General features: G+C 54.0%; 19 protein-coding genes and 1 tRNA gene. 11 read left to right on the top strand and 9 right to left on the bottom strand.

The genetic code is table 11. The annotated features are described in order from the left end of the window. Positions 1-6: 6 nt before the first annotated feature. A complete protein-coding gene (cysK, locus tag PMIT1303_RS11485; RefSeq protein ID WP_041375247.1) occupies positions 7-975 on the bottom strand; it encodes a cysteine synthase A in 969 nt (322 codons plus the stop codon). Between the two features lie 140 nt (positions 976-1,115). Continuing rightward, positions 1,116-2,765, bottom strand: a complete 1,650-nt coding sequence (locus tag PMIT1303_RS11480) for an iron uptake porin (RefSeq protein ID WP_063398798.1) — start codon at positions 2,763-2,765, stop codon at positions 1,116-1,118. Between the two features lie 307 nt (positions 2,766-3,072). Between PMIT1303_RS11480 and PMIT1303_RS11475 the strand changes: the two genes are divergently transcribed. The 3 genes from PMIT1303_RS11475 to PMIT1303_RS11465 all read left to right on the top strand — a co-directional run bounded on the left by PMIT1303_RS11475 (position 3,073) and on the right by PMIT1303_RS11465 (position 8,224). Beyond that, complete coding sequence (locus PMIT1303_RS11475; protein ID WP_156487018.1) at positions 3,073-4,713, top strand: glycosyltransferase family 39 protein; 1,641 nt, start codon at positions 3,073-3,075, stop codon at positions 4,711-4,713. Positions 4,714-5,182: 469 nt separating this feature from the next. Continuing rightward, entirely contained in the window at positions 5,183-6,730 is a 1,548-nt protein-coding gene (locus PMIT1303_RS11470; RefSeq protein WP_063398797.1) for a glycosyltransferase family 39 protein, read from the top strand. An 81-nt stretch (positions 6,731-6,811) separates the two neighbouring features. Continuing rightward, complete coding sequence (locus PMIT1303_RS11465; RefSeq protein WP_063398796.1) at positions 6,812-8,224, top strand: DUF2079 domain-containing protein; 1,413 nt, start codon at positions 6,812-6,814, stop codon at positions 8,222-8,224. Between the two features lie 118 nt (positions 8,225-8,342). On the opposite strand, the gene PMIT1303_RS13595 is transcribed toward PMIT1303_RS11465, so the two are convergent. From PMIT1303_RS13595 to PMIT1303_RS11455, 3 genes are all read right to left on the bottom strand, one after another. Beyond that, a complete protein-coding gene (locus PMIT1303_RS13595; RefSeq protein WP_156487017.1) occupies positions 8,343-8,519 on the bottom strand; it encodes a hypothetical protein in 177 nt (58 codons plus the stop codon). 17 nt (positions 8,520-8,536) lie between these two features. Continuing rightward, positions 8,537-10,165 (bottom strand): DUF2079 domain-containing protein, encoded by a 1,629-nt coding sequence (locus PMIT1303_RS11460; RefSeq protein ID WP_231901483.1) that lies wholly within the window; start codon positions 10,163-10,165, stop codon positions 8,537-8,539. 231 nt (positions 10,166-10,396) lie between these two features. Then, complete coding sequence (locus PMIT1303_RS11455; RefSeq protein WP_231901481.1) at positions 10,397-11,326, bottom strand: pectate lyase; 930 nt, start codon at positions 11,324-11,326, stop codon at positions 10,397-10,399. 704 nt (positions 11,327-12,030) lie between these two features. On the opposite strand from PMIT1303_RS11455, the gene PMIT1303_RS11450 reads away from it, so the two are divergent. From PMIT1303_RS11450 to PMIT1303_RS11435, 4 genes are all read left to right on the top strand, one after another. Further along, complete coding sequence (locus PMIT1303_RS11450; protein ID WP_011827218.1) at positions 12,031-12,294, top strand: hypothetical protein; 264 nt, start codon at positions 12,031-12,033, stop codon at positions 12,292-12,294. 41 nt (positions 12,295-12,335) lie between these two features. After that, the gene (locus PMIT1303_RS11445; RefSeq protein WP_063398793.1) at positions 12,336-13,013 is read left to right on the top strand and encodes an ABC transporter ATP-binding protein; all 678 of its coding nucleotides are present in this window, start codon (positions 12,336-12,338) and stop codon (positions 13,011-13,013) included. 23 nt (positions 13,014-13,036) lie between these two features. Further along, positions 13,037-13,108 (top strand) — tRNA-Asn (locus tag PMIT1303_RS11440). A gap of 280 nt (positions 13,109-13,388) precedes the next feature. Continuing rightward, entirely contained in the window at positions 13,389-14,195 is an 807-nt protein-coding gene (locus PMIT1303_RS11435) for a response regulator transcription factor (protein WP_063396743.1), read from the top strand. Here PMIT1303_RS11435 and PMIT1303_RS11430 read toward each other — a convergent pair. Genes PMIT1303_RS11430 through PMIT1303_RS11420 form a run of 3 tightly spaced genes read right to left on the bottom strand, consistent with a single transcriptional unit; the run spans position 14,192 to position 18,140 of the window. Continuing rightward, entirely contained in the window at positions 14,192-15,172 is a 981-nt protein-coding gene (locus tag PMIT1303_RS11430; RefSeq protein ID WP_063398792.1) for a DNA polymerase III subunit delta', read from the bottom strand. The two genes, PMIT1303_RS11435 and PMIT1303_RS11430, sit on opposite strands and share 4 nt — an antisense overlap. Continuing rightward, positions 15,169-15,819, bottom strand: coding sequence for a dTMP kinase (tmk, locus tag PMIT1303_RS11425; protein WP_063398791.1), 651 nt, complete (start codon positions 15,817-15,819; stop codon positions 15,169-15,171). The genes PMIT1303_RS11430 and tmk overlap by 4 nt, the downstream gene beginning before the upstream one ends. Continuing rightward, positions 15,816-18,140: a cation-translocating P-type ATPase gene (locus PMIT1303_RS11420; protein ID WP_063398790.1), complete on the bottom strand. Its 2,325-nt coding sequence runs from the start codon at positions 18,138-18,140 to the stop codon at positions 15,816-15,818. Before PMIT1303_RS11420 ends, tmk begins: the two co-directional genes overlap by 4 nt. Before the next feature lie 144 nt (positions 18,141-18,284). Between PMIT1303_RS11420 and PMIT1303_RS11415 the strand changes: the two genes are divergently transcribed. Then, positions 18,285-18,806, top strand: coding sequence for a photosystem I assembly protein Ycf3 (locus PMIT1303_RS11415; protein WP_011827224.1), 522 nt, complete (start codon positions 18,285-18,287; stop codon positions 18,804-18,806). Positions 18,807-18,820: 14 nt separating this feature from the next. On the opposite strand, the gene radA is transcribed toward PMIT1303_RS11415, so the two are convergent. Then, a complete protein-coding gene (gene radA, locus PMIT1303_RS11410) occupies positions 18,821-20,215 on the bottom strand; it encodes a DNA repair protein RadA (protein WP_063398789.1) in 1,395 nt (464 codons plus the stop codon). A 105-nt stretch (positions 20,216-20,320) separates the two neighbouring features. On the opposite strand from radA, the gene rpaB reads away from it, so the two are divergent. The 3 genes from rpaB to PMIT1303_RS11395 are packed head-to-tail and all read left to right on the top strand — an operon-like array spanning position 20,321 to position 23,469. Beyond that, positions 20,321-21,067: a response regulator transcription factor RpaB gene (rpaB, locus tag PMIT1303_RS11405; protein WP_063396737.1), complete on the top strand. Its 747-nt coding sequence runs from the start codon at positions 20,321-20,323 to the stop codon at positions 21,065-21,067. Next, positions 21,048-22,394: a phosphate acyltransferase PlsX gene (gene plsX, locus PMIT1303_RS11400; protein WP_063398788.1), complete on the top strand. Its 1,347-nt coding sequence runs from the start codon at positions 21,048-21,050 to the stop codon at positions 22,392-22,394. The genes rpaB and plsX overlap by 20 nt, the downstream gene beginning before the upstream one ends. A 55-nt stretch (positions 22,395-22,449) precedes the next feature. Further along, a complete protein-coding gene (locus tag PMIT1303_RS11395; protein WP_063398787.1) occupies positions 22,450-23,469 on the top strand; it encodes a beta-ketoacyl-ACP synthase III in 1,020 nt (339 codons plus the stop codon). The last annotated feature ends 12 nt before the right edge of the window (positions 23,470-23,481 follow it).

Raw genomic sequence — 23,481 nt, 5'->3', positions numbered from 1 at the left:
AAGACATCAAAGGTATCCATCACGCTGCGCCGGCACCGCCGAAGCAGCGCTAAACATCGGCGTTGATAGATAACGCTCACCAAAACTTGCCAAGACAACAACAAGACGCTTGCCCACCATCTCAGCCCTACTACCCACTTGCAGTGCAGCCGCAACAGCAGCGCCACTGCTTACCCCACTTAGCAAGCCCTCCTCCCTGGCCAAGCGCCGACCCATCTCCATCGCGTCGTCATCAGAGACCGGCAGGATCTCATCGATCAAAGAGAGATCAAGAACGCTAGGAATGAAGCCAGCACCAATCCCCTGAATGCGATGGGGAGCAGGGCTCCCGCCTGCCAAAACAGGGCTTAACGCTGGCTCTACCGCAAACACTCGCAGGCTTGGATTGCGTTGCTTGAGCAAACGCGCACAACCTGTGAGTGTGCCCCCCGTTCCGACTCCAGTAATCAGACCATCCAACCGCCCCTCGCAATCATTCCAGATCTCCTCTGCGGTTGTGCGCTCATGCACCTGCGGATTCGCAGGATTATCAAACTGCTGCAGCAGATAAGCCTCAGGGATGGTTGCCACCAACTCCTTTGCCAACTCAATGGAACCAGTCATTCCATCGCTGCCTGGGGTAAGTTGCAGTTCAGCGCCATAGGCCCTAAGCATGGCGCGACGCTCTGTACTCATCGTGTCCGGCATGGTGAGAATGAGGCGATAGCCTCGGGCGGCAGCCACCATGGCCAAGGCGATCCCAGTGTTGCCACTGGTGGGTTCCACCAGCACGGTGCGCCCTGGAGCAATGGTTCCAGCTTCCTCCGCTGCATGGATCATGGCCCCCGCGATGCGGTCTTTAACCGAGGCAGTGGGGTTGAAGCTTTCCAACTTGGCCAGCACCTCCGCATGGCAACCACTCACCTGTGGCAAGCGATTAAGGCGCACCAAAGGAGTGCACCCCACTAAGGCCGTAATGTCAGCAGCGATAGGCATGGGCGATGGCATGGCCACTGACCCATCCAAACAAAGCGATGGAGATCAGCCACGAAAAAGCCCCCCGTTTCCGGAGGGCTGTAATTGATGGATTGTGAGGAGTAGCTTCTGAGGCCCAACAAGATGTTGGGCCATTTCGATCAGAACTTAAATGTGGTTCTAACTAAACCACCAAAGTTGCTGAAGCTGTCGTCATCACGACCGCCACCGTAGACAGGACCACCACCATCGGTGAGATCACCTAAAGGACGGCTGAGGTAATAAATCGCAGGAGTCACAGAAATGTTATCGGTGACCTGGAACTTGTACCAGAGTTCAAAGGCGTAGTTGCCATCAGCAACGAAATCGGAGGCATCGACATCGCTGTCATAGTCGACGGCAGTGACGAAGGTGGGCTGACCCACAGCACCGCCAAGCACATTGCCCTCGACAAATGCATCTTCCCACTGAAGTCCGACATACCAAGACTGGGATGTCGCATTGTCAATCAGATTGGAATCATCGTTCTCGTTGACGTCGTTGAGACCCCAACCAGCGCTGATGCTTGGGAACCAACCGGTTTCTTCTGGAGCCCACCAAGCACTCACGGCATAGGAATTGGTCGTACCTGATCCGGCCAATGAAACAGCCAAAGGTGTGGCATTGCCAGCGTAGATGCCGGCGCCATTGTCTCCAGAGGTGTAGGAGTAAGCAGCTGCAATGCCCCACTGGTCCTGGGCGTATGCGATTTGAGCCGTAGCATTGGAAGCAGCAGCATCAGTGCCGATACCACCTTTTAAACGAGGGTCAGCATCTTGATTGGGGTTGCCGTTATCAGCGTTAGCAGAGACGTAGCTAGCGCTAATGCTCCAGCCGCTATCGTTGTCATCCCACCAGATACCAGCACCACCACCTTTGGTGAGGCTGTAGGCGCCAGGAGCACCTGCATAGGTGAAGACGTCAAGGATGGTTTCGGACGGATAGTTGCTAGGCCATACGGCAAGCATGTTGTCCTGACGAACCATCGCACCAGCGGTTACGGTGAACTCTTCGCCGAGTGGGAACTGATACCAGAGGCGATCAACGGTGACTTCATTCTCGTCGCCGGATTCTCCAAAAGCCACTTCCATGGCATCGAGGCCGACGTAGCCGCCGCCGCCGTAAGGAGATTCAGCAAAGTTGCCTGCACGCAGGCGTGTCTTCAACAGATCCTTGCCAGTGAAGCTGGTGTTGAGCTCAAGGCGCATGTCGTAGTTAAAGACAGTGGCGCCAGACTGATTGGCAGCTTCTTCATCACGCTCATTGCCGAAAACATCCTTGGCATCACCGGCGAAGCTGTTGGCGCCAACAACGAAGGACGTCTGACCAACAAGTTTGGTGGTGGTGGAGAACTGAGTGGCTTCGAGTTCACCAACGCGGGCTTCTAGCCCATCAACACGGCCCTTGAGGATGGCGAGCTCCTGCTCGAATTCCTTCAGCAAGCGACGCAGTTCGTCGGTGACTTCTGTGATGCGATCGAGGCAGGCATTCAATAGAGCAGCCGCTTCAAAGCGGGTCATTGCTCTGTTGCCCAGGTAGCTACCGCTTGGATAGCCAGCTACACAGCCGTAGCGCTCAATCAGGTTGCTCAGAGCCTGATAAGCCCAGTCGGTTGGGTAAACATCTTGGAATTGGGAGATGCTGGTGACCTGCTCGCTGGAGGCCGAATAATCGGACACACCTTTGATGTCTAGGTCTGCGGCATTAGCAGCCATAGGGGCCATTAGGCCCAAGGCAGCAGGTGCCACCAGCAATTGCTGGAAGAGTTTCATTTGGTTCCTCACACAGATAGGCGCAATGCGCCGATTTGATGTTGGCCCTTACTCTCTCCTTAAGCACCTCTTAGTGTGACAGATGTATCAATGGTTTCAATGGTGGGTATCAGAAACGCCAAGTCAAACCATGCCAGCCAGCATCCCTTCTAGAGCTAGCAAGCGCTGAATGAACTCCTGAAGTCATCCCTGGCGCGCTGCACCCAGCTCAGCAGATTAAGGATGTCAATGACCAGCAAAAGGTGACACTGAGTGGATAACGGCCATTGGCCTAAGGCCTGCCATTCCTGCCGACTAGCTCTGAATCTTGTTCACGCCAGCAGCTGAAAACAACCCATCCATTCGCAGAGCGCCTCTGCTGGGTTTGCTCTTGCTTTGGCTGGTGGCATGCGTGCTTGCACTGGTGGGGCTAGGAGATCTACCCCTGCGCGATTTTGATGAAGGCATCGTTGCCAGAGTGGCCTTTGAGTTAAGCCAAAAACAGGGCCCCGAAGCTCTACTGCCCACCCTGTGGGATTCGCCCTACCTCAACAAACCACCAGGCTTGCATTGGCTGATTGCTGCCGCCATCCAACTCAACAACAACGGCGGGTCCTCTTTCACAGGGATCCCCTCAAACAATGTGGTGCGACTGGTGCCGGCATTGCTATCGACGCTGATTATTCCCTTAGGGGGGCTTGTGCAATGGCATCTACGACCAAATGATCGAACGAGCTGCCTTGCTACAGCTGCAATTTTGCTAACGCTGATGCCAGTGGTACGACATGGTCGTCTAGCCATGCTCGATGGTCCACAACTCAGTGCCATGGCCTTGTTGTGGTTACTCGTTTTAACCCTCGACCGCAGCCCAATGGACCGCTGGCGAACGCTGGGGGCAGGACTCATTAGCAGTGGCATGCTTTTACTCAAAGCCCCTTTGCTGCTACCAGCAGCAGCAGCAGCATTGATTCCTGTGCTCTGGGGTGGCGAATTCAGGCGATGGTGGCGATGGCCGCTAGCAGGCTGGTTTGCAGCAGGGCTGATCCCTGGTCTGGCCTGGCACCTCTGGCATGGCTTACATCGAGGAACTGGAGCGTTGTGGCTCTGGGGAGGCGATGGTGCAGGCCGCGTTCTGTTTGATGCTGGAGAAGGCAGTGACCTCGGCTGGAAAGTCCCTGCCATTGAGATGCTGGAGGGTGGTTGGCCCTGGCTGTTGCTATGGCCCTTCGCAATGGCCTGGGCCTGGCGTCAACGACACAGCCGTTGGGGCAAATGGGCCCTGGGCACACAAGCCGTACTAGCCATTGCAATCCTGCCACTGAAGACCCAACTCCCCTGGTACAGCCACCCTCTATGGCTCCCATTTGCACTGCTCTGTGGAGCAGCACTGGCCTGGCTCATTCACAGGAAGGATCTAAAAAATCCTCCTGGTGCAGCAGTTGTAAAACATGTTCCGTACCTCTGGCTGTCCCTAGGAGTCAGTCTTGTTCTATTCGGGCTGATCGGCGCATCAGGGCGAGTCCTCACGTTTTATCCCTATAGCGGTATTGCACTCGCTGCTGGGGTTGGCTGGAGTATCGGCGGCTGGCTGATGCTGCGCCCAACCCATGCCAAACGCAAATTGGGCGCCATCAGCATGGTGGCTGGAAGCGTCGCAGCTCTATACCTATTAATGGGCTCCTCACTCTGGCTCTGGGAACTCAATGAGAACTGGCCCGTTGAACCTGTCGCCCAGCTCGCCGCAGAAGCAAAGGGAGCGAAGGTGGTTCTCGAGGGGAATGATGAAAGGCCCAGCCTCAACTGGTATGCAGGCCAGCGCATCAGCTCCTTAGAGGCTGTTCCAGACGCTGAATGGATCTTGACCCGCAATCCCCAGCGAATCAGCAGCATGGCTCAGGAGCGGCAGTGCAAGGCTGCGCAAAGCAAGGAAGACTGGGCCCTACTTTTTTGTGGCCCGCGAACCCAATAACGTTCCTCGATCTAGGGAAGCCGAGGCCTGTCACGCATTCTGCCGAACCCACCAAACAGAACGCCTGTAGGCGGTTCGGCTAAGCCACAACAGCCTCACTACTCAGCTCAAGGAACTGCTTGCTCTGAAGAAGCCCTATGAACTCAAACGACCCGTGTTGGCTGACGTTTCAAACCACGGAATCGAAGCACTCTTCATGGCGCTGACCCAGCAAGATCACCGAATCCAACTCATTCATCGTTTCAGCAGCTCAGACTGAACGAACACAATGAAAGGAAGCTGAATTTGTTTGCCAGAAGCCATTGCCTAGGGGTACTCGCCAACGTCGACCTAGCTAACTGCGACTACAAAAATTTTGTAGAAAATACCTTTTGAGCTCAAATAGCAGTGATCCTGATGATGTTTGTCTAAAGCGATGTCACCTAATCCAGTTGCATCTGGAATCCCCATTGATTGACAACAGTTGCTGATGGCGAAGTCTGTTGCCCGCTGGGCTCAACAAATCTGGTTTCCCGTGGGCTTAGGGGTAATCCTGCGACTGATCCAACTGCAGGCCCCCATCCTCGGCATCCATAGCTGGCGCCAAGCGGATACAGCAGCCATGGCAAGGCATTTTGCCCTGCAAGGCACACCGATCTGGTTGCCGCAAATTGATTGGAGTGGAGCCAGCCCTGGATATGTGGAATGCGAGTTTCCTTTATATCCCTATCTACTTGGCCAGCTTTACAAGCTTGCGGGCTTGCACGAATGGTTGGGACGAGGCCTTTCGGTTTTCTGTAGCGCACTAACCATCGTGGTCATCATCCGCATCGGGCGTCGCCTGCTGGATCCGATTAGCGCTTGGTGGGGCGGGGTCTTCTTCGCTGTCCTGCCACTAGGGGTTTATTACGGCCGCACTTTGCAGGCAGAAGCGCTTCTACTGCTACTAGCAGCACTGAGTATCGAGCGTCTGCTTGTCTGGAAAGAGCGGCGCTCTCGCTGGGCTCTGCTCACCAGCTGGCTGGCATTTTCCCTTGCCTGCTTGATCAAAGTGCTGCCCTTGATCTGGCTCGGCATACCCCTTTTGGTCGTGCAAATGCAGCCTCAACCACTTGGATCAGCACTGCCACTTGCGACATTGATTAGAGGCTTAGGCAAACTTGCACGTTCGCCTGGTCCTTGGCTCTATGCGGGTAGCTCAATACTGATTGGAGCCCTTTGGTATGGCCATGCTTATCAACTTGGCCAAACCAGTGACTTGACCTTCGGATTCTGGGGCAACAACTCTGATCGCAGCAGCCTAAGCCTGCTGCTGGATATCGATCTCTGGCTAAACCTATTGCTGAGAATCAGCGTACGCAACCTGGCTGTGCTGGGTGTGCCGATCGTGATCTTTGGCCTTTGGGAATGCCGCCGAGATGCAGCTGGTCAAATTCTGGCAGCAGGCCTACTCAGCATTGGAGTCTGCACAGCAGTTTTCTTACGAGCAAGCTCTATTCATGAGTACTACCAACTGCCCCTATTGATTTTTCTCTGCCCATTAATGGGAAGTGGCTGGCAATCTTTGACGAAGTTAATCATATCCAAAGGGCTACATCACCAATGGTTGACCAACATCAACCTTGCACTGATTGTTGCCATCAGCCTCACTGTACTCAATTTTGATTATTGGGCTCTCGAGCGCCGACAAACAGAAATCTGGATGCCATTAGCCCAAAGCATTAGAAAAGAGTTACCAAGTAAGGCCCGGATCGTAAGCGTGACTGGCAGTGATCCCAGTTTGTTGAACCTTGCACGGCGTCAAGGATGGCTCACCACTGCCAAAAGTATTAATCAGAAACAACTAAAAGCCTGGGCTGCGCAAGGTGCTACCCATCTAGTGGGAAGCCTTAACTGGGAAGAAAGCTTTAAACCTCTCACTCAAGGGAATGCAAGAAATAACCTGCAGGCTCTTTTGTGTGAGCAGCCAAACTCCACTTACTGCCCCCAAACATCTCATCAAACTTATCTAGCTCCCATCAACCTGTTAATCCGATAAATCATCAGCACCGGCAACGTGCTGTATCTGACCAGAGGCGAAAGCCTATGAGATGCTCACCAACATCTTGAGCATTCCTGCTTGGACATCAAGGCCTGCCCACCCCGCCGCCTGACCCTCACCTGCCTGGCAATCTTCCTGCTGCTTTGGGCCGCCGCCGCAACACGTCATGCTCTGCTGCAGAGCAATGCTTACGATCTTGGCCTGTTCGACCAGTGGGTCTGGTTAGCCAGTCAAGGGTTGCCACCCTATTCCTCGATGGAAGGGGTGCATCTGCTAGCTGATCACGGCGCCTGGGCTCTCTATCTGGCAGCCCTTCCATATCACTTCCATGCCAGCGTTCAATGGCTACTCGCCAGCCAGGCGGCTGGACTAAGCCTGACAGCACTACCCCTTTGGTGGGTGGGCCGCCAAGCAGGCCTTACTCCAAAACTGTGCTGGCTGATCTGCGCACTTTGGTGGCTGCAGCCAGTGGTGTTCAACGCCAATCTGTTCGACTTCCACCCAGAGGTATGGGTAATGCCGGCCCTGGCAGGTTGTTACTGGGCCAGTCGAGCCAAAAAAGCCTGGCTCTGGTTTGGCTTACTGCTCTTATTGCTTGGCTGCCGTGATGGACTTGTGCTTGTGGTGGTAGGCCTGGGGCTAGAGCAGGCCTTGCGTAAGCGATGGATCTGGGCCTGTGCAGCCATTGGGTTGGCCTTGGGCTGGTTGGCCATGCTCAATCACTGGCTTTACCCCTGGCTGAAAGGCAGTACTGGAGGCCCTAAGGCAGCCGGAGCCCTTTTCTCTTACCTAGGCGACAGTTTCGATGAGGTTCTCTTCAATCTGATCACAAAGCCTCAGTTGTTAATCGAGCATGTGGATTGGATCGGCGGACTGATCTATCTGCTGTTAATCAGTATTGCCGTCGCTCCATTCTGGCGCCGCAACTCCCTACCCGTTCTGATTGGAGCTTTACCGCTAGTTCTGGTGAATCTGCTATCGGAAGAGTCACCGCAACGAACACTGATCCATCACTACAGCCTGCCAATTGCGGTCATAGCTGTTGTAGCTGCCATCGATGGCCTAGCTGTACGCCCAAAACAAGCCGTTCCTTGGCGACTACTGACCTGGAGCACCATCTGCTGGGTAGCCCTTGCTAAGCCCTGGTTTTTCAGTGGTCCTTATCTGGAAAGACTCGATGCATTAACCCCATCCCATGAAGCCATCGCAAACATTCCTAGCAGTAGCCGCCTTGCAACCACGAGCTATCTCGCCCCCCATCTCAGCCAACGCATTGCCATTAACTTCCCCCGCAGCAAGGGCAAGGCCTTAGATCTAGAAAACTTTGATGTAATGCTTCTCAACCCAAAAGATCCAGGTTGGGGATCCAGCCGAAAACATCAACAGAAGCTATTGAGCAAAGCCAAACAAGCTGGCTGGTGGTGCGAAAGTTGGGACAACGGCTTGGAACTTTGTCAGCGGTCCGAGCACAAATCGATCAAACAACCTTAAGACCTCCTTACTCGATTAAAAGTCTGCAAAACGATGCCCCCGCCATGCTCACATGACGGGGGCTCTCGTCGGGTCCACTCTGGCGCGGAACCATTTGATCAGGGAACAGGTGTAAAAATCAGCCGGCGTTCTCCGCGATCAGCAGACCCTGCATCGAACAACTGGAACTCATGAGCACCTCCTCCTTTGGGGATAACGACAATTCACGAAGCATGCGACGAATGCCTAATTCAGGCAAAGTCACTTCGCTATTGCCAAAGCAAATCAACAGTAACCGGAATCGAGCAGAAGGCACGTTCTCAACCTTCTATTTCATCCAGGCTCAAGTGCTAGCAATGCATCAAGGCAACGTCTTGCATCAGAAGAAGACTCGACGCCATTGCGCAAGACCACTAACCCATCCGCGCAGCTCACCACCCCGTAACGCCCCTCGTCAATGAGTTCCTGCAAGGCCTTATTGATGGATCGCCAACGAGACGTTTCCTGGCGAAACAATGGCATCAACGAACGGTAATAGCCAGGGAAAGCCAAGACCCATTGAACCGATTCAATTTGATCCTGACGGTTGTAGTACTCGATATTTTTCGGGAAGCGCAAGGCAACCTCCCGTTCCGCCAGAAGCGGCAACAAGGGAGTATCAGCAGCGACCGAGGCGTTATCTGGCACAAGCCCAACGGCATGACGGGCCGTTGCAGATCGCTGCAGCATGGCGACCGGCGAGACATGAACCAATGGACTAAAGCTATCCGGTACAAGAGCGGAGAAGGTGCGATGAGGATTGCTTGCCAAAGTCAAAACAAGCCCTAGGGCAAGACATCCCGTCCAGAAACGCCGGAACCAAAGATGAGACCAGAAACCTGAATGGGCCTGCCACCAAAGCATTGCGCCCATAAATAACCCTGGGACCAAAGCAAGCACATACCTGAGCGTTACCGACAACGCACTCATGCCCTGGGACACCAAAGCGATGAATAAAGGCACAGCCACCATCAGGGCCACATCCAGCGAGACAAAGGGGATAAAGGCCAAAGGCAACGCTGGTGCCAGCAGAAAAGCCAAGGTGGTTCCAGGGGGAGACACCAAGGCCGCCAACAAACGAAGCGGATGGGTCACCATCGTCCATAGAACGGTGAAGGTCCCACCAGTGCGGCCTTGCAAAAGATGCCCAAACTTTTCCTGCAGGAAGCGATCAGACAGGGAGGAATCAAACTGGGGCTGAATCCAGCCAGTCATCACTGCCACATAAACCAACGACATCGCCATGACCATGAGGCCGATGGCGCGTGCACCAGGTCGACGAAGCGATGCCCACAATCCAAGTGAAAACAGGGTGAGTCCCGCATCTTCACGCACCAACAGCATCAGGAAACTGCAAGCCATCACCTGGCGCCACCCCTGCTTGAGGAGACCATCAACAACCAAAAAGCCCAGTAATGGCAACCAACAAAGGTCGTGAAAGTTTTCAACCAGTGGGCCAATCACGGTTCCACTGAAGTAGTAGGACGCGGTCAAGCGAATCGCCAAGGGTCTCGACAATCGGGCCGACGCCATCCGCCACAACACCAAACCTGCTAGAGCCAACAGCCCCACTTGAATCAACGGCAAGGCCCAGCGACCAACGAGTGCTACTAAGGGCGCTGCCAACACAGTCAGCACATTGGCGTGCTGGCCAAGATGGAGATAGTCGATGCTTGGCAAAGCATCTTGATTGGCAACAGCTGCCGACAACTCCGACGAAAGGCTACTTTCAAAAAAATGACCCCTAGCAGTAGACCAAAGCTCCTGCAAAAAAAGAGCTTGGTCGTAAGTAGCAGTAAGGCTTTCAAGGCGCCAAAACTGAATCAGCAGTCCGACCAGCCAAAAGCCGCCAGCCATCCCAAGAACCACCCAAGGGAAGTTGTCTCTGCGATAGGACCTCAACCCACTGACAAGAGATGACATTCGCATCATTCCTCAGCTGCCGAAATGAATACTAGAGAGCCGCCAAATACCATCCTAAGGAAGGATAAAGACCAGGAGAAAAGGGCAAAGACAGTCTGGTTAGAGACTTTCCCAAATCCAGTCATCAATGGAATAATAGGCGAAAAGAATTATACTTAATACCAAAAGACAACCTTGACTCATAACATCACTGACTCAGGTGGCAACTCTCTCAATGCCGGCAGATATCTATCAACCATTTTGGCGCCCTGACGGATTGGCTAGCAAGACATAGGTTCGCAGCAACCCTAGGCCGAAGGAGAGATAAAGCATCAACTCTGCCCACTCCTGATCAATATTCAGAACCAAAGCTGTCGCTGACCTGGTAGCAACAAAATAAGACAAAAATGCAGCGCAAAAAAATAGAGGCCAGAAATACCTGGGCAGAAAAAATGTTCCGACAGGAATTACATCCTCTCGAGATGATCTTGCTTTAAACAATCCAAAAGATGGCCGCCATAACACCAAAACTAGAATCAATACTGACACCAGAAAAAGATTAATATCGAGATAATCTTGAAAAAACTCGAGGTTATGAATCGTTGTCTGATTTTGAGCATTAAGAACCGCTATATTATCAGGTGTTCTCCAGCCAAACAAAACCTGACCCCAAGCAAGCTCCTCTAAGGCAACAAAAAGCATTCCTAAAGCAATCATCCCATAAATGGCTCCATGCAAGCGCATCAACAGACGCCTCCGTAAGTCCCTAGAAATTAGCCAAGAGACCCAGGCAGAAGTGAACAGAATTAGAGCCTGCAAGTACTCAAGAATACCTCCTTCTCCAAGCAGCCGTTTGTAACGCAAAACATCCTGAACGGACAGCTTGAATAGAGCTACAGATCCCATAATAAATAATGCAAGGATCAACATCAATAGAGATCGACTTGCTCTAGCCGAAGGACTAAACTCCGAAAGCAAAGACTTTAAAAAGGTTGAGCGTCGCAGAAAATTACCTAAAAAAACTAACAACAGACCAGCGACTCCAAGCTGCAGCTCAGGCCAAGGAGAAACATCTAACGAGAAAGCGCTGACAAATTTATACAGCGAAACTGCAACAATAAATGCCCCAAAATAGATAACAGCCTGGCCGCAAATACGTTGCACAAGCTTTTGTCTAACCAAGCTCTCGCGAAGAGAATCACCAGCATCTCGCTGAACCTGGGAATTCGACGGAAGGGGAGTACTCATTAGGCACTGCTCTGTGTCTTAAGGGAAGATTAATACAATCTTAATTGGCCATGTGATATTCAAGAGAAGAAGCCCATCACAGCCACCTAGGCCATTGACCTCGCCAAACGACTCATAGCAAAGGACTTCAATCAATAGATTCACTGCTTACGCAGGGATTGATTTAAAATTAAAATCCAGCCCTTGATGCCATAAATTGCACGGCATTGCCTGCAGCAAGTAAATCATAATGGGGCAGACAATTTTAAAAATACTTGCCCACAAAGGGCTTCCAGGCTCTAATCACTGCAATCAACAATAAATACTCAATCGAGAAGCTGTCGGGCTCTGACTCCTCAGGGGCGCAGGTCTCCTGTGAGATGCAATCGGTGAGCTGCAGATCGACGCCCAAACAAACAATGCCGACAAGACAAGATCAAAGCCTAAAGCGGCACACATCACCCATACGAGCAAAAGAACCTTGACTGTCCACATCACTCAAACATGACGCTTAGGACACTGGCCCCATGGAGAGGATGCATCACGGCCACTCGAGCAAAACGGCCCATTGCTAAGTGTAAATACTTATCCGCTTTGGTCTGCATGGCAAATAGTGGGGCGTGATTCGCAAGAATGATGCAATCCTGTCAACGTTGTCCGTGTACGTCATTGAGCTGGCCCTCAAATTGAGCCCCTTGCCGGTATCTGTGCAGCGCAAAGCATTGGCAGATGCGGAAGCCGTTTACCAGCAAGTGCGCAAGTGCCTGGAGAGAGGTCAGCCTCACCTTCTGGAGCTCAGTTGCGAAAAAGTCGAAGACAAGAAAGTCACTGTTTTGGTCAGTGAAATAGTTGCTGTTCAGCTCTATGAGAAAACAGCAGCAACTGGAGGCAGTAAGCGGCCTGGCTTTTCCTTTGAAACCTGAGGCCATGGTGGACGAGAACGCTGATCAAATCATCTTTAGAGATGGCCCCCCTCCTAAGTTTTGAGCAGGTGAGCTTCATTTGGCCCTGCGGCACAAAAGCCTTGGACCAATGCAGTTTTGCAATTCCAGAACCAGGCCTATGGATGCTCGTAGGTAGCAATGGCAGCGGCAAAAGCACCCTTACCAAACTAATCAGCGGTTTATTACATCCACAGCATGGTCAGGTGACTTGCATGCTCAAACCTGCTCTGGTGTTTCAAAACCCTGACCATCAACTGCTGTTGCCAAGTTGCGGCAGCGACTTGCTGCTGAATTTACCTAGCGACATCCCAATCAAACAACGCCAACAGCGCATTAGCGATTCCCTAGAGCAGGTTGGTTTGGCCGCCATGGAATCGCGCCCGATTCACACCCTTAGCGGAGGCCAAAAACAACGCCTAGCAATTGCCGGCGCCCTGGCCAGTGAAGCCACACTGCTGCTGCTGGATGAACCAACAGCACTACTAGACCCAGCAAGCCAACAAAGGATTTTGGCAACAGTTCAACAGCTTTGCCATCGCTCCCACGCACCCCTGACCGCCCTATGGGTCACCCATCGCCTAGAAGAACTCGACCATGCTGATGGGGCTGCCAGGATGGAAAACGGCCGAGTAGAAGCCTGGCAATCTGGCCATCAGCTAAGACAAAAGCTCCAACCCCTTGCAGGTCGGCGGGGATGAAGGGTAGGTTCTTCGGGTTGCAATCCTCGGTAGCTCAGCGGTAGAGCGGTCGACTGTTAATCGATTGGTCGCAGGTTCGAATCCCGCCCGGGGAGTTTTCAGATCCACAGCCGGTGGCTGTGGTTTTTGATTGCCTGTTAGAGGGCATCCACAACAGTGCGTGGACAGATTCGGAAGACTTCCTAAAAAGAGGACACCTTTAAGGCATTCTTCAGCCAGTCAAAAGGTCAGCCTGCATGGGAGTTTCAGTGATTGGGCTCTATGTCCCCACAGAGATGCCAATGATGCACCTCAAAGCAAATCTTGAGAGAATCTGACAAGCGCTGACTTCACAGCACCCCGATGATTTCAAATTCCTCCTGGACTCCGATCTAAATGAAGCCTTGCATCCTGCTGATCGAAGACGACCAGGACATGCGTGAACTGGTAAGCAGCCATTTAGAGCACAATGGTTTTGACGTACAGAAGGCTGAAGACGGCATCAAAGGTCAGGCTCTTGCCCTTCAGTACACCCCAGACCTGATTTTGCTCGATTTGATGCTTCCCAACGTAGATGGGCTAACTCTCTGCCAGAGGTTGCGTCGAGACGAGCGCACCGCGGGGATTCCGATCTTGATGATCACCGCCTTGGGAGGCACAAAAGATAAGGTCACCGGCTTCAATTCAGGCGCAGATGATTACCTAACAAAGCCTTTTGATCTTGAAGAATTGCAAGTGAGGGTGAAAGCCCTACTCCGTCGCACCGATCGAGCGCCGGTGGGCACCAACGCTCATCACGAGATCCTCAGCTACGGCCCTCTCACACTCGTGCCTGAGCGATTTGAAGCGATTTGGTTTGAGCGTCCCGTACGGCTCACTCACCTGGAATTTGAGCTGCTCCACTGCCTACTTCAGCGCCATGGACAGACCGTGGCACCTTCTCTAATCCTCAAGGAGGTGTGGGGCTATGAACCTGATGATGACATCGAAACCATCCGAGTACACGTTCGCCACCTGCGCACCAAGCTGGAACCCGATCCGCGCAAACCCCGCTTCATTAAAACCGTCTACGGTGCTGGTTACTGCCTTGAATTGCCTACAGGAGGACAACTCGAAGGGTTCCAAGACCTACTAATCCAGGCACGTCAAGAGAGGGAAGCCAGAGAAGCACAAAACAAGCAAGGAGAGCGCGCCAGCGCTTAAACGCAAGGAATCAGTTCCAGCAAAGCCACTTCCCAGGCAAGCCTGGGTTGCACAAACCCCAGCAGGTGTGAACGCAGCCTTTCCAAACGTTTCAGTGGTCTTGGATCAGGCCGTTGGATCCAAAAATGTTGTTGCCACCAATCAATCAGCCAAAGCTGCTGCTCCCCATTAAGAGCCTCAGTAAGGTCCCTCGCCAGAGCTAAGGCTTCCATTGGCTTTTGGGGACGCTCTTCAAGGCGTAGCCAAAACTCCTCTGGAACTGCCTGCCAGAACCAAAAATGCTGCAACAGCGCCCCAGGAGAACCAGCGGCCATCGCAACCAGTTCCGGCTGATCCAATGCCAACCAGGACGACCCCATCTCCGCTGTGCTCGTCCTGGCCAGAACAGCATGCATGTCAGCTCCTTCAAGACGAGCAAAAAGAATCTGTTGGCATCGAGAACGAATTGTCGTGAGCAAGCGCTCAGAAGCGGCCGAAAGCAGAATCAACAAGCCATGACCTGGTTCTTCCAGCGTTTTAAGCAAAGCATTGGCAGCAGCTTCGGGCATAGAGTCCGCCGCTTCAATCACCACCATGCCCCTTGGGGCCTCAACAGGTCGTCGTCCTAGGAATCTTGTCACCCCGCGAATCTGTTCGAGGCGCACCTGTGGGGGTGAACGGCGGCTGACGCCTTCTTCCTCTGCCTGGGACTTAGGGACCAGGCGGCCTTGATGCTGATAAGTCGGTTCGACCCAAAGCAGATCAGGATGGTTGAACGCCTCTAGACGACGGCGTTCACGCAGGGCCGGCTTACCACTGCTGCTGACGCCCTCGAGAAAACGCAATGCCGCCAGACTGCGACCCACTCCATCTGGACCAGAAAAGAGATATGCGGGAGCCAGTCGACCCTGACTCAACGCTGCCTCCAGCAATGCAACTGCCAACGGCTGAGCGATCAAATCTTCAAACAGCCCACGCGACTCAATCTCAAGGCTCATCGCATGCTCTCTTGCAAAGGCCCGAAATGGTGCTTCAGCTGGCTCTCCAAAGCAGAACTAACTGACTCAACTTGTTGATCCGCCTGCAACTGCACCCAAGATCGTTCCCTAGCCAAAACAGCAAATCCAGTTGCCACCCTGGTTAAAAAATCAACTCCTTCCGCTTCGATTCGATCGTTAGATCTTGCATCCCGCCGAACCAGACTTTCTTCTACAGACAACTCCAACCAAAAAGTTAGGTCCGGGACAAGTCCAGCCGTGGCGATCTGCTCGAGTTGCTGAATCAAATCCAGATCCAACTCTCTTCCATAACCCTGATAAGCAAGGGTAGAGCCACTAAAACGATCACTGAGTACCCAGTGCCCCTGCTCAAGCGCCGGTCTGATCAACTGAGCCACGTGCTGGGCTCGATCAGCCGCATACAGCAACAGTTCCGCAAGGGGTTCAGGAGAGGCCTCCCCAGGCGGGTGAAGAACCAACTTGCGCAAGGCCATACCTAAAGCCGTACCACCGGGCTCACGGGTGAGATGCAACCTTGCACCCTCAGGCATCAAACCGCTGCGTGGCAGCCAGTTGGCAAGGTGACGGAGCTGAGTGGTCTTGCCACAGCCGTCAATACCCTCCAGAACAAGAAGGCGACCACTCATGTAGTACGCAGTGCCAAAGCGTTAACGACCACGGTGATTGAACTAAGGGCCATCAATAGAGCGGCGATGGGTGGGGAGAGCAACAACCCAAAGCCTGGCAACAACAATCCTGCAGCAATTGGCAAAGCAATGAGGTTGTAGCCAAAGGCCCAAGTCAGGTTTTGACGCACTTTTGCCATGGTGCGGCGAGCCAACAACAGGGCTTCCGGCAAACCCTCCAGGCGATCCCCAAGCAACACCAGATCAGCAGAATCCTGAGCAATCTGGGTGCCGGTACCCACAGCGATACCAAGATCTGCTGCCGCCAGGGCTGGGGCATCATTAATGCCATCGCCAACCATTGCCAACAGTCCCGCCTTGCGAAGACGTTGCAAGCGCTCCAGCTTCTGATCAGGCAACAACTGCCAGCCCAGTTGATGGGGTTGAAAACCCAACTGCTCCCCCAGGCGTTCCACCGCCTGACGTCTATCACCACTGAGCATGGCCAGAGTCATCCCCTGCTCTCGTAATCGATCCAAAGCAACAGACACATCAGGTCGAAGCCGATCATCAATGGTCACAAGACCCAAAGGCTCTTCCCCCAGAGCCACGGCTACCACCGATTGCCCCTGAAGAGACGACTGCTCAACATCAGCCTGAAGTTCAGCTGTCCAATCAACCCCTTCAGCCTGAAGCCATTCCGGTGTGCCGACTCGCACCGTTCCTTCTACACCTTCAAGCTCACCTGCCAGGCCGGAGCCTGGATAGGTACGGGTTGCCAAAGTGGGCAATAGCGCAAGCCGATGCCTTTGAGCCTCTTGCAAAACAGCATGGGCCAAGGGATGGCGACTGTTTTGCTCAAGACTTGCAGCTAGCTGCAACAATTGATCAGGTTTTTTTGTGCCAACAACCCCCGCCACCAAAGGGCGGCCAAGGGTAAGAGTGCCAGTTTTGTCGAAGACAACCTGCCTCAGCGAGGCTGCCATTTCAATCACATCCCCACCGCGAAATAACCACCCCCGGCGGGCAGCCTGACCAGAAGCCACCGTGATCACTGTGGGCGTTGCCAATCCCAATGCACAGGGGCAGGCCACGACTAGAACAGCGATGGCGAGCTGTAAAGCCAATCCTAAGGAGGTTTCAGCGACGCCTCCAAGCGGGACATGGTGACCATATCCATGCACCAACCCCTGACCCGAAGCGTGCAAGACCTGTGGCCAAAGACGTGCACCCAGTTGCCACCAAAACAGAAAAGTCAACAGTGCCAGGCTGACAACGCCGTAGCAAAAGCGACCTGCAACCCGATCAGCCAGGCCTTGAATAGGAGCCTTACGCGCCTGGGCCTGTTCCACCAAACTAATGATTCTTGCCAGAGCTGTCTCAGCTCCCACATGTCGCACCTCTAGCAACAAGGTGGCTTCAAGATTGAGGCTGCCTGAAGTCAGCTCCATTCCTGGAGCTGCCTCCAACGGCAATGGCTCACCAGTAATGCTGGACACGTCGACAGCGGAATGTCCCTCCAGCACCATGCCATCAACAGGAATGCGATCCCCTGCCAACAACTGAACCCTCTCCCCAGGCCTGAGAGCACCGACTCTTACCTCACGAATAGTCCCATCACCTGCCAGCAACCTGGCAGTATCTGGCTGCAATTGAGCCAGCTGTTGGAGGGCCCGCCCAGTGCGGAAACGCGCACGCTCCTCAAGGAACCTTCCCAGCAAGACAAAGCCGAGCAACATCACGGGTTCATTGAAGAAGCAAGGCCAACCCACCTGAGGCCAAAGCAGAGCAACCAGGCTCGCCAGATAGGCACTGCTAACGCCCAATCCCACCAAGGTGTCCATGGTGGGGGTTAAGGCAAGAGCCGCCCGCGCTCCGCCAACAAGAATCGGCCGACCAGGGCCCAACAAAGCCACCGTGGCCAATCCGGCATGGAAGGGCAAGGCCCCTACAATCATCAGCTCAAGATGTCCACCGGCAGCAAGGTGGCCAAGCACCGACAGCAGCAGCAGCACCAAGGCCACCATTAACTGACGCCACTGACTCCACCAAGCCCCGAGGGAATCACGCGTTGAAGGCGTCAGCTGTTCTAATGAGCCTGTATTTCTTGGCTGAGCAGAGAAACCGCGAGCTGCCAGAGCAGCAATGATCGGATCAAGAGACTGGCCTGGATCGTTGAGATCCAGCCAAGCAGTGCGGGCTACCAAGTTGACACTGGCACGAGCAACACTGGGCTGCTCAAGCAAAATACGCTCTACCGATTGAACGCAGCCGCCGCATTTCATCCCCTCGATATCGAGTGCGACGGATGGATGAGCCAATGGACGGTCGTTGCGGCTCACGGATCGGTGAAATGTCCCCGCACGCTAATGACAATCGTTACCGATAGCCCATCCCATAACAGCAGCCCAAAGATCTCACCAGAAACTCAAAACAGTCTTTTCAGAATAAGGCGAGGATAATGGTGTGATTCCTTTATTCACGCCGTGCCACGCACCCAAAACAAAGACAACTTCATTGACAAGACCTTCACGGTGATGGCCGATCTAATCGTGAAGATGATGCCAATCAACGATAAGGCCAAAAGAGCCTATGTGTATTACCGCGATGGCCTATCAGCCCAGAACGCAGGCGACTATGCAGAGGCACTGGAAAACTATGAAGAGAGTCTGAAGCTTGAGGAAAGCCCCTTCGACCGCAGTGAAACCCTCAAGAACATGGCGATCATCTATATGAGCAATGGGGACGAGGACCTCGCTCTTGATACCTATCAGAGGGCCCTTGACCAAAACTCAAATCAGCCCTCCTGCCTAAAGAACATGGGCTTGATTTACGAAAAACGCGGCCGCACAGCGCAAGAAGCTGGTCTGCAAGACGAAGCTGATCAATTGTTCGACAGAGCTGCAGACGTATGGACCCAAGCGGTAAGGCTCTATCCCGGCGGCTACCTAGATATTGAGAACTGGCTGAAGACAACAGGCCGAAGCAACATAGACGTCTACTTCTAAAGCGAAAACATCATTCAGCAGCCATCATCAGCTGGATTCACACCGAGGGCCATCACCAAAGCCTCAGTAACACTCGCAGCCTCAAGTAGTTCCAACTCCAGCTCCTCGCCGATGGGGCCTAGGCCACTGCCCTGCGGCACTACGGCACGATGAAAACCTAAGCGAACTGCTTCCTTAAGACGCTGCCCAAGCTGCCCCACTGGCCGCAATTGCCCCCCTAAGCCCAACTCCCCAAGCAAAACTGTGCCTTTTGGCAGCATGAGATCCCGGTAACTGGAAACAACGGCAGCGGCGACACCCAAATCAGCAGCAGGCTCTTCGACTTCTAATCCGCCAGCAACAGCCAGATAGCAGTCATAGCGTGACAATGGCAAGCCCATGTGCTTCTCCAATACGGCCAGAATTTGGTGCAAGCGGTTGGTACCTAATCCTGTAGCGGTCCGGCGTGGACTGGCATAGCTGGTTACACCCACCAAAGCCTGCAGATCCACCACCAATGAACGGGTCCCTTCAAAGGCCACGATGGTGGCCACCCCAGAGGCAGACTCACCTTTGAGAAAGAGTTCGCTGGGGTTCCCTACTTCAGCTAGGCCCTTCCCCTGCATCTCGAACACCCCCAGCTCATGGGTGGCTCCAAAGCGGTTTTTTACAGCCCTCAGAAGGCGATGACTGGCAAATCGATCGCCCTCAAAAGTGAGTACTGCATCGACCAAATGCTCAAGCACCTTGGGGCCCGCCAGCATCCCCTCCTTGGTGACATGGCCCACCAAAACCAATGCTGTGTCCTGACGCTTAGCCAAACGCTGTAAAGCTGCTGCACACTCGCGCACCTGAGCGACAGAGCCAGGCGCACTGGAAAGGGACCCATCATGCAAAGCCTGAATGCTGTCGATAATCGCCACCGCAGGCCGCAGTGCTTCCAATTCCTGAAGCACCAATTCCAAGTCCGTTTCCGCCAAAAGCTGCAGGTCCGACGCAACCCCCTCAAGGCGCAGCCAACGCAACTTCACCTGCTGCGCAGACTCCTCAGCACTCACGTAAAGCACAGAGTGTTGCAGTGCCATAGCCGTGGCGCTCTGCAACAGCAGCGTGCTCTTGCCAATCCCAGGATCACCTCCAACCAACACCATTGATCCAGGCACCAGACCGCCTCCCAGGACTCGATCCAATTCGTCGTAGCCACTGGCAAGACGGCGAACGGGTTGATCCCCGAGAGAAGCCATCGCCATCGAGCGCCTCGCCGCTGGTTCCACGGCCGGATCAAAACTGTTACTACGGCGACGACCATCGGTTGAATGAGCGACCTGTTCGACCAAGGAATTCCAAGTCCCGCAACTGGCGCAGCGACCAAAAAACTGGCTGGTCTTAGCGCCACAGCTCTGACAGACGTAGACGGAAGCAGTGCGCACTTGCTAAGATAGGTAAAGAAAGTTGGCTTTAAATGAACCAAAAGGCCGGCAAGCCTTAACAGCTCTTATCTAAGATTCATTGATTGCAGCCGCCAAAGAAAAAAAATGACGGCCACCAGCCCATCTAAAGAGACGATCCTCGTGGTCGACGATGAGGCCAGCATTCGTCGGATCCTCGAAACCCGCCTCTCGATGATCGGCTATCAAGTGGTCACTGCATGTGACGGCAACGAAGCTCTCGATATCTTCCACAACTGTGAGCCTGATCTTGTTGTGCTCGACGTGATGATGCCAAAGCTTGATGGCTATGGCGTTTGTCAAGAGCTTCGCAAAGAATCAGATGTCCCGATCGTGATGCTCACGGCCCTTGGAGATGTCGCTGACAGAATCACGGGGCTTGAGCTGGGTGCAGACGACTACGTCGTCAAACCCTTCAGCCCCAAGGAACTTGAAGCGCGCATACGCTGCGTGCTTCGGCGAGTCGAGAAAGAGCACGTTGCCGGCATCCCTAACTCAGGGGTGATTCAAGTGGCTGAACTAAGAGTCGACACCAACAAGCGACAGGTGTTCCGAGGAGATGAGCGTATTCGCCTTACCGGTATGGAATTCAGCCTCCTTGAGCTACTGGTCAGCCGCTCAGGGGAGCCTTTCAGCCGCGGCGAAATCCTCAAGGAGGTATGGGGTTATACACCTGAACGACATGTAGATACCAGGGTCGTGGATGTTCATATTTCGCGTCTTCGCTCCAAACTCGAAGACGATCCCGCCAATCCCGAGCTGATCCTCACCGCTCGAGGTACCGGCTACCTGTTCCAGCGCATCATCGACTCCCTTGCCCCCGAAGGACTCTGATCCCTCCACGGCCTCCGGGCCCCGGAGCAAGACCACCCGCCCCAGAGCCATTAGGCGTCTGGTGATCTGGTATCGCCGCAATGCAGCCGTTACCAGCCTGGTAGGAAGTGCCACGAACTCAGCTTCCGCCGCTGGAAACGTAGCCGGAACAGTTGTTTCCAGTGCTGGATCCGTCGTGTCGAATGCTGGATCAATGGCAGGAAGCATGCTTCAGCCACTCGTTTTTGATCCCCTGCGGCGACTACAAAGCAGCGAAAACAACGCAGAAGCGGAGGACATCAAAAATAGCGATCGGCTCTGGGTTGCCGTCGATGGCATGGGTGGAGACCAGGCTCCTGGCCCCATTCTTGATGGTTGTCTAAAAGCGATTCAAAGACTTCCCCTACGCATCAAGTTCGTCGGAGAGACCGAAAAAGTGCTAGGCGCTGTCCAAGCCATTGGTCTCACCGAACTCTTCAACCAAGCCACAGCCGCTGGTCATCTGGAGCTTGTCGCAAGCGGTCCCTCTGTGGGCATGGATGAAGAGGCCACTGTGGTGCGCCGCAAACGCGACGCCAGCATCAACCTGACCATGGACCTGGTCAAAAAGGGCGAAGCTCTAGCAATGTATTCAGCTGGAAATTCCGGAGCCATGATGGCCTCAGCCATCTTCCGACTGGGGCGTTTAGCAGGGATAGACCGTCCCGCCATAGGTGCTCTATTCCCAACAAAAGATCCAACACAACCAGTGCTAGTGCTGGATGTGGGAGCCAACATGGATTGCAAGCCCATCTACCTCCACCAATTTGCCCTACTTGGCAATATCTATTCCCGCGATGTTCTCCAGGTGGCTCGCCCACGCATCGGGCTTCTGAATATTGGCGAAGAGGAGTGCAAGGGCAACGATCTAGCCATTCGCACTCATGAGCTACTCAGCGAAGAGCATCGGCTTCAATTCGCGGGCAACTGCGAAGGACGAGATGTTCTTTCAGGGGCTTTCGACGTGGTGGTATGCGATGGCTTCACCGGCAATGTGCTCCTCAAATTCCTGGAATCTGTCGGCAGCGTGCTGCTTGATGTCTTGCGAGCCGAACTGCCCCGAGGCAGACGCGGCAAGGTGGGTTCTGCGTTCCTACGCAGCAACCTCAAGCGAATTAAGAAACGCCTCGACCATGCAGAACATGGTGGGGCACTATTGCTGGGTGTGAATGGAATCTGTGTGATCGGCCATGGCAGCAGCAAGGCGCTATCGGTGGTCAGTGCACTACGACTAGCCCACTCCGCAGCGAGCCATGGTGTCATGGACGATTTAGCCGAACTGCAAAAGGCACCTGTTGAAAGCGCCTAAAGGCGCTTTGCCGAAACGCTGTGATTGACTGACGCCACCTTGGACCACTTGCCCCTTGGCTGAAACGTCCACAATCGGTAGCGGAGTAGCTCTGGTGGGCTGCGGCAGTGCCACACCATCCCAACGGATTAGCAACGACCAACTCGGCCAAAGGGTTGACACCAGCGATGCATGGATCCGTAGCCGCACTGGAATCAGTGCCCGACGTGTTATCGGACCGGATGAAACGCTGACAGGCCTAAGCCATCAAGCTGCAGCCAACGCCCTAACAATGGCTGGCTGGGAACCCGAAAGTGTTGATCTGATCATCCTGGCCACATCAACCCCTGATGATCTCTTTGGTTCAGCCCCGCAACTGCAAGCCATTTTGGGAGCTCGCCAAGCAGTGGCTTTTGATCTCACAGCCGCTTGTAGTGGTTTTCTATTCGCCCTGATCACTGCCGCCCAGTTCCTTCGCACTGGTGCGATGCGGCGAGCACTCGTGATCGGTGCGGACCAACTAAGCCGCTGGGTCGACTGGGACGATCGTCGCAGTTGTGTGCTGTTTGGCGATGGAGCCGGCGCTGTTGCTCTGGAAGCAACGAGTGCTGCTCAGAACGGGCTGCTGGGCTTTCAGTTGAAATCTGACGGCAGCCGCGGCGACTGCCTCAACCTGCCGCAAGTTCAAAACTATCTATCCCTGGTAGCGGGCAACAGCCATCAGCAAGGCGGTTTTAAGCCAATTCAGATGAACGGACAGGAGGTCTACAAATTCGCTGTCCGAGAAGTACCTGCCATCCTCCAAACCCTTCTCAAAGCCACCAACACAGCCCCGGAGTCACTGGACTGGCTCCTGCTTCATCAAGCCAATCAACGCATCCTCAACGCTGTAGGGGATCGCTTCGCCATTCCGCAGGCCAAGGTGCTCAGCAACCTGGCTGAGTACGGCAACACATCGGCAGCCACCATCCCACTCATGCTTGATGAAGCCGTACAAGACGGGAGAATTAAACCTGGTCAACTGATCGCAAGCAGCGGTTTTGGAGCTGGTCTCAGTTGGGGTGCAGCGTTAGTCCGCTGGCAAGGGCCCATCTAGGCTCCCGCTAAA

This window comes from Prochlorococcus sp. MIT 1303 (assembly GCF_001631965.1).
Classification (GTDB): Bacteria; Cyanobacteriota; Cyanobacteriia; order PCC-6307; family Cyanobiaceae; genus Prochlorococcus; species Prochlorococcus marinus_D.
The sequence above is the reverse complement of the archived record's forward strand: the minus strand, read 5'-3'. Positions and strand labels throughout refer to the sequence as shown.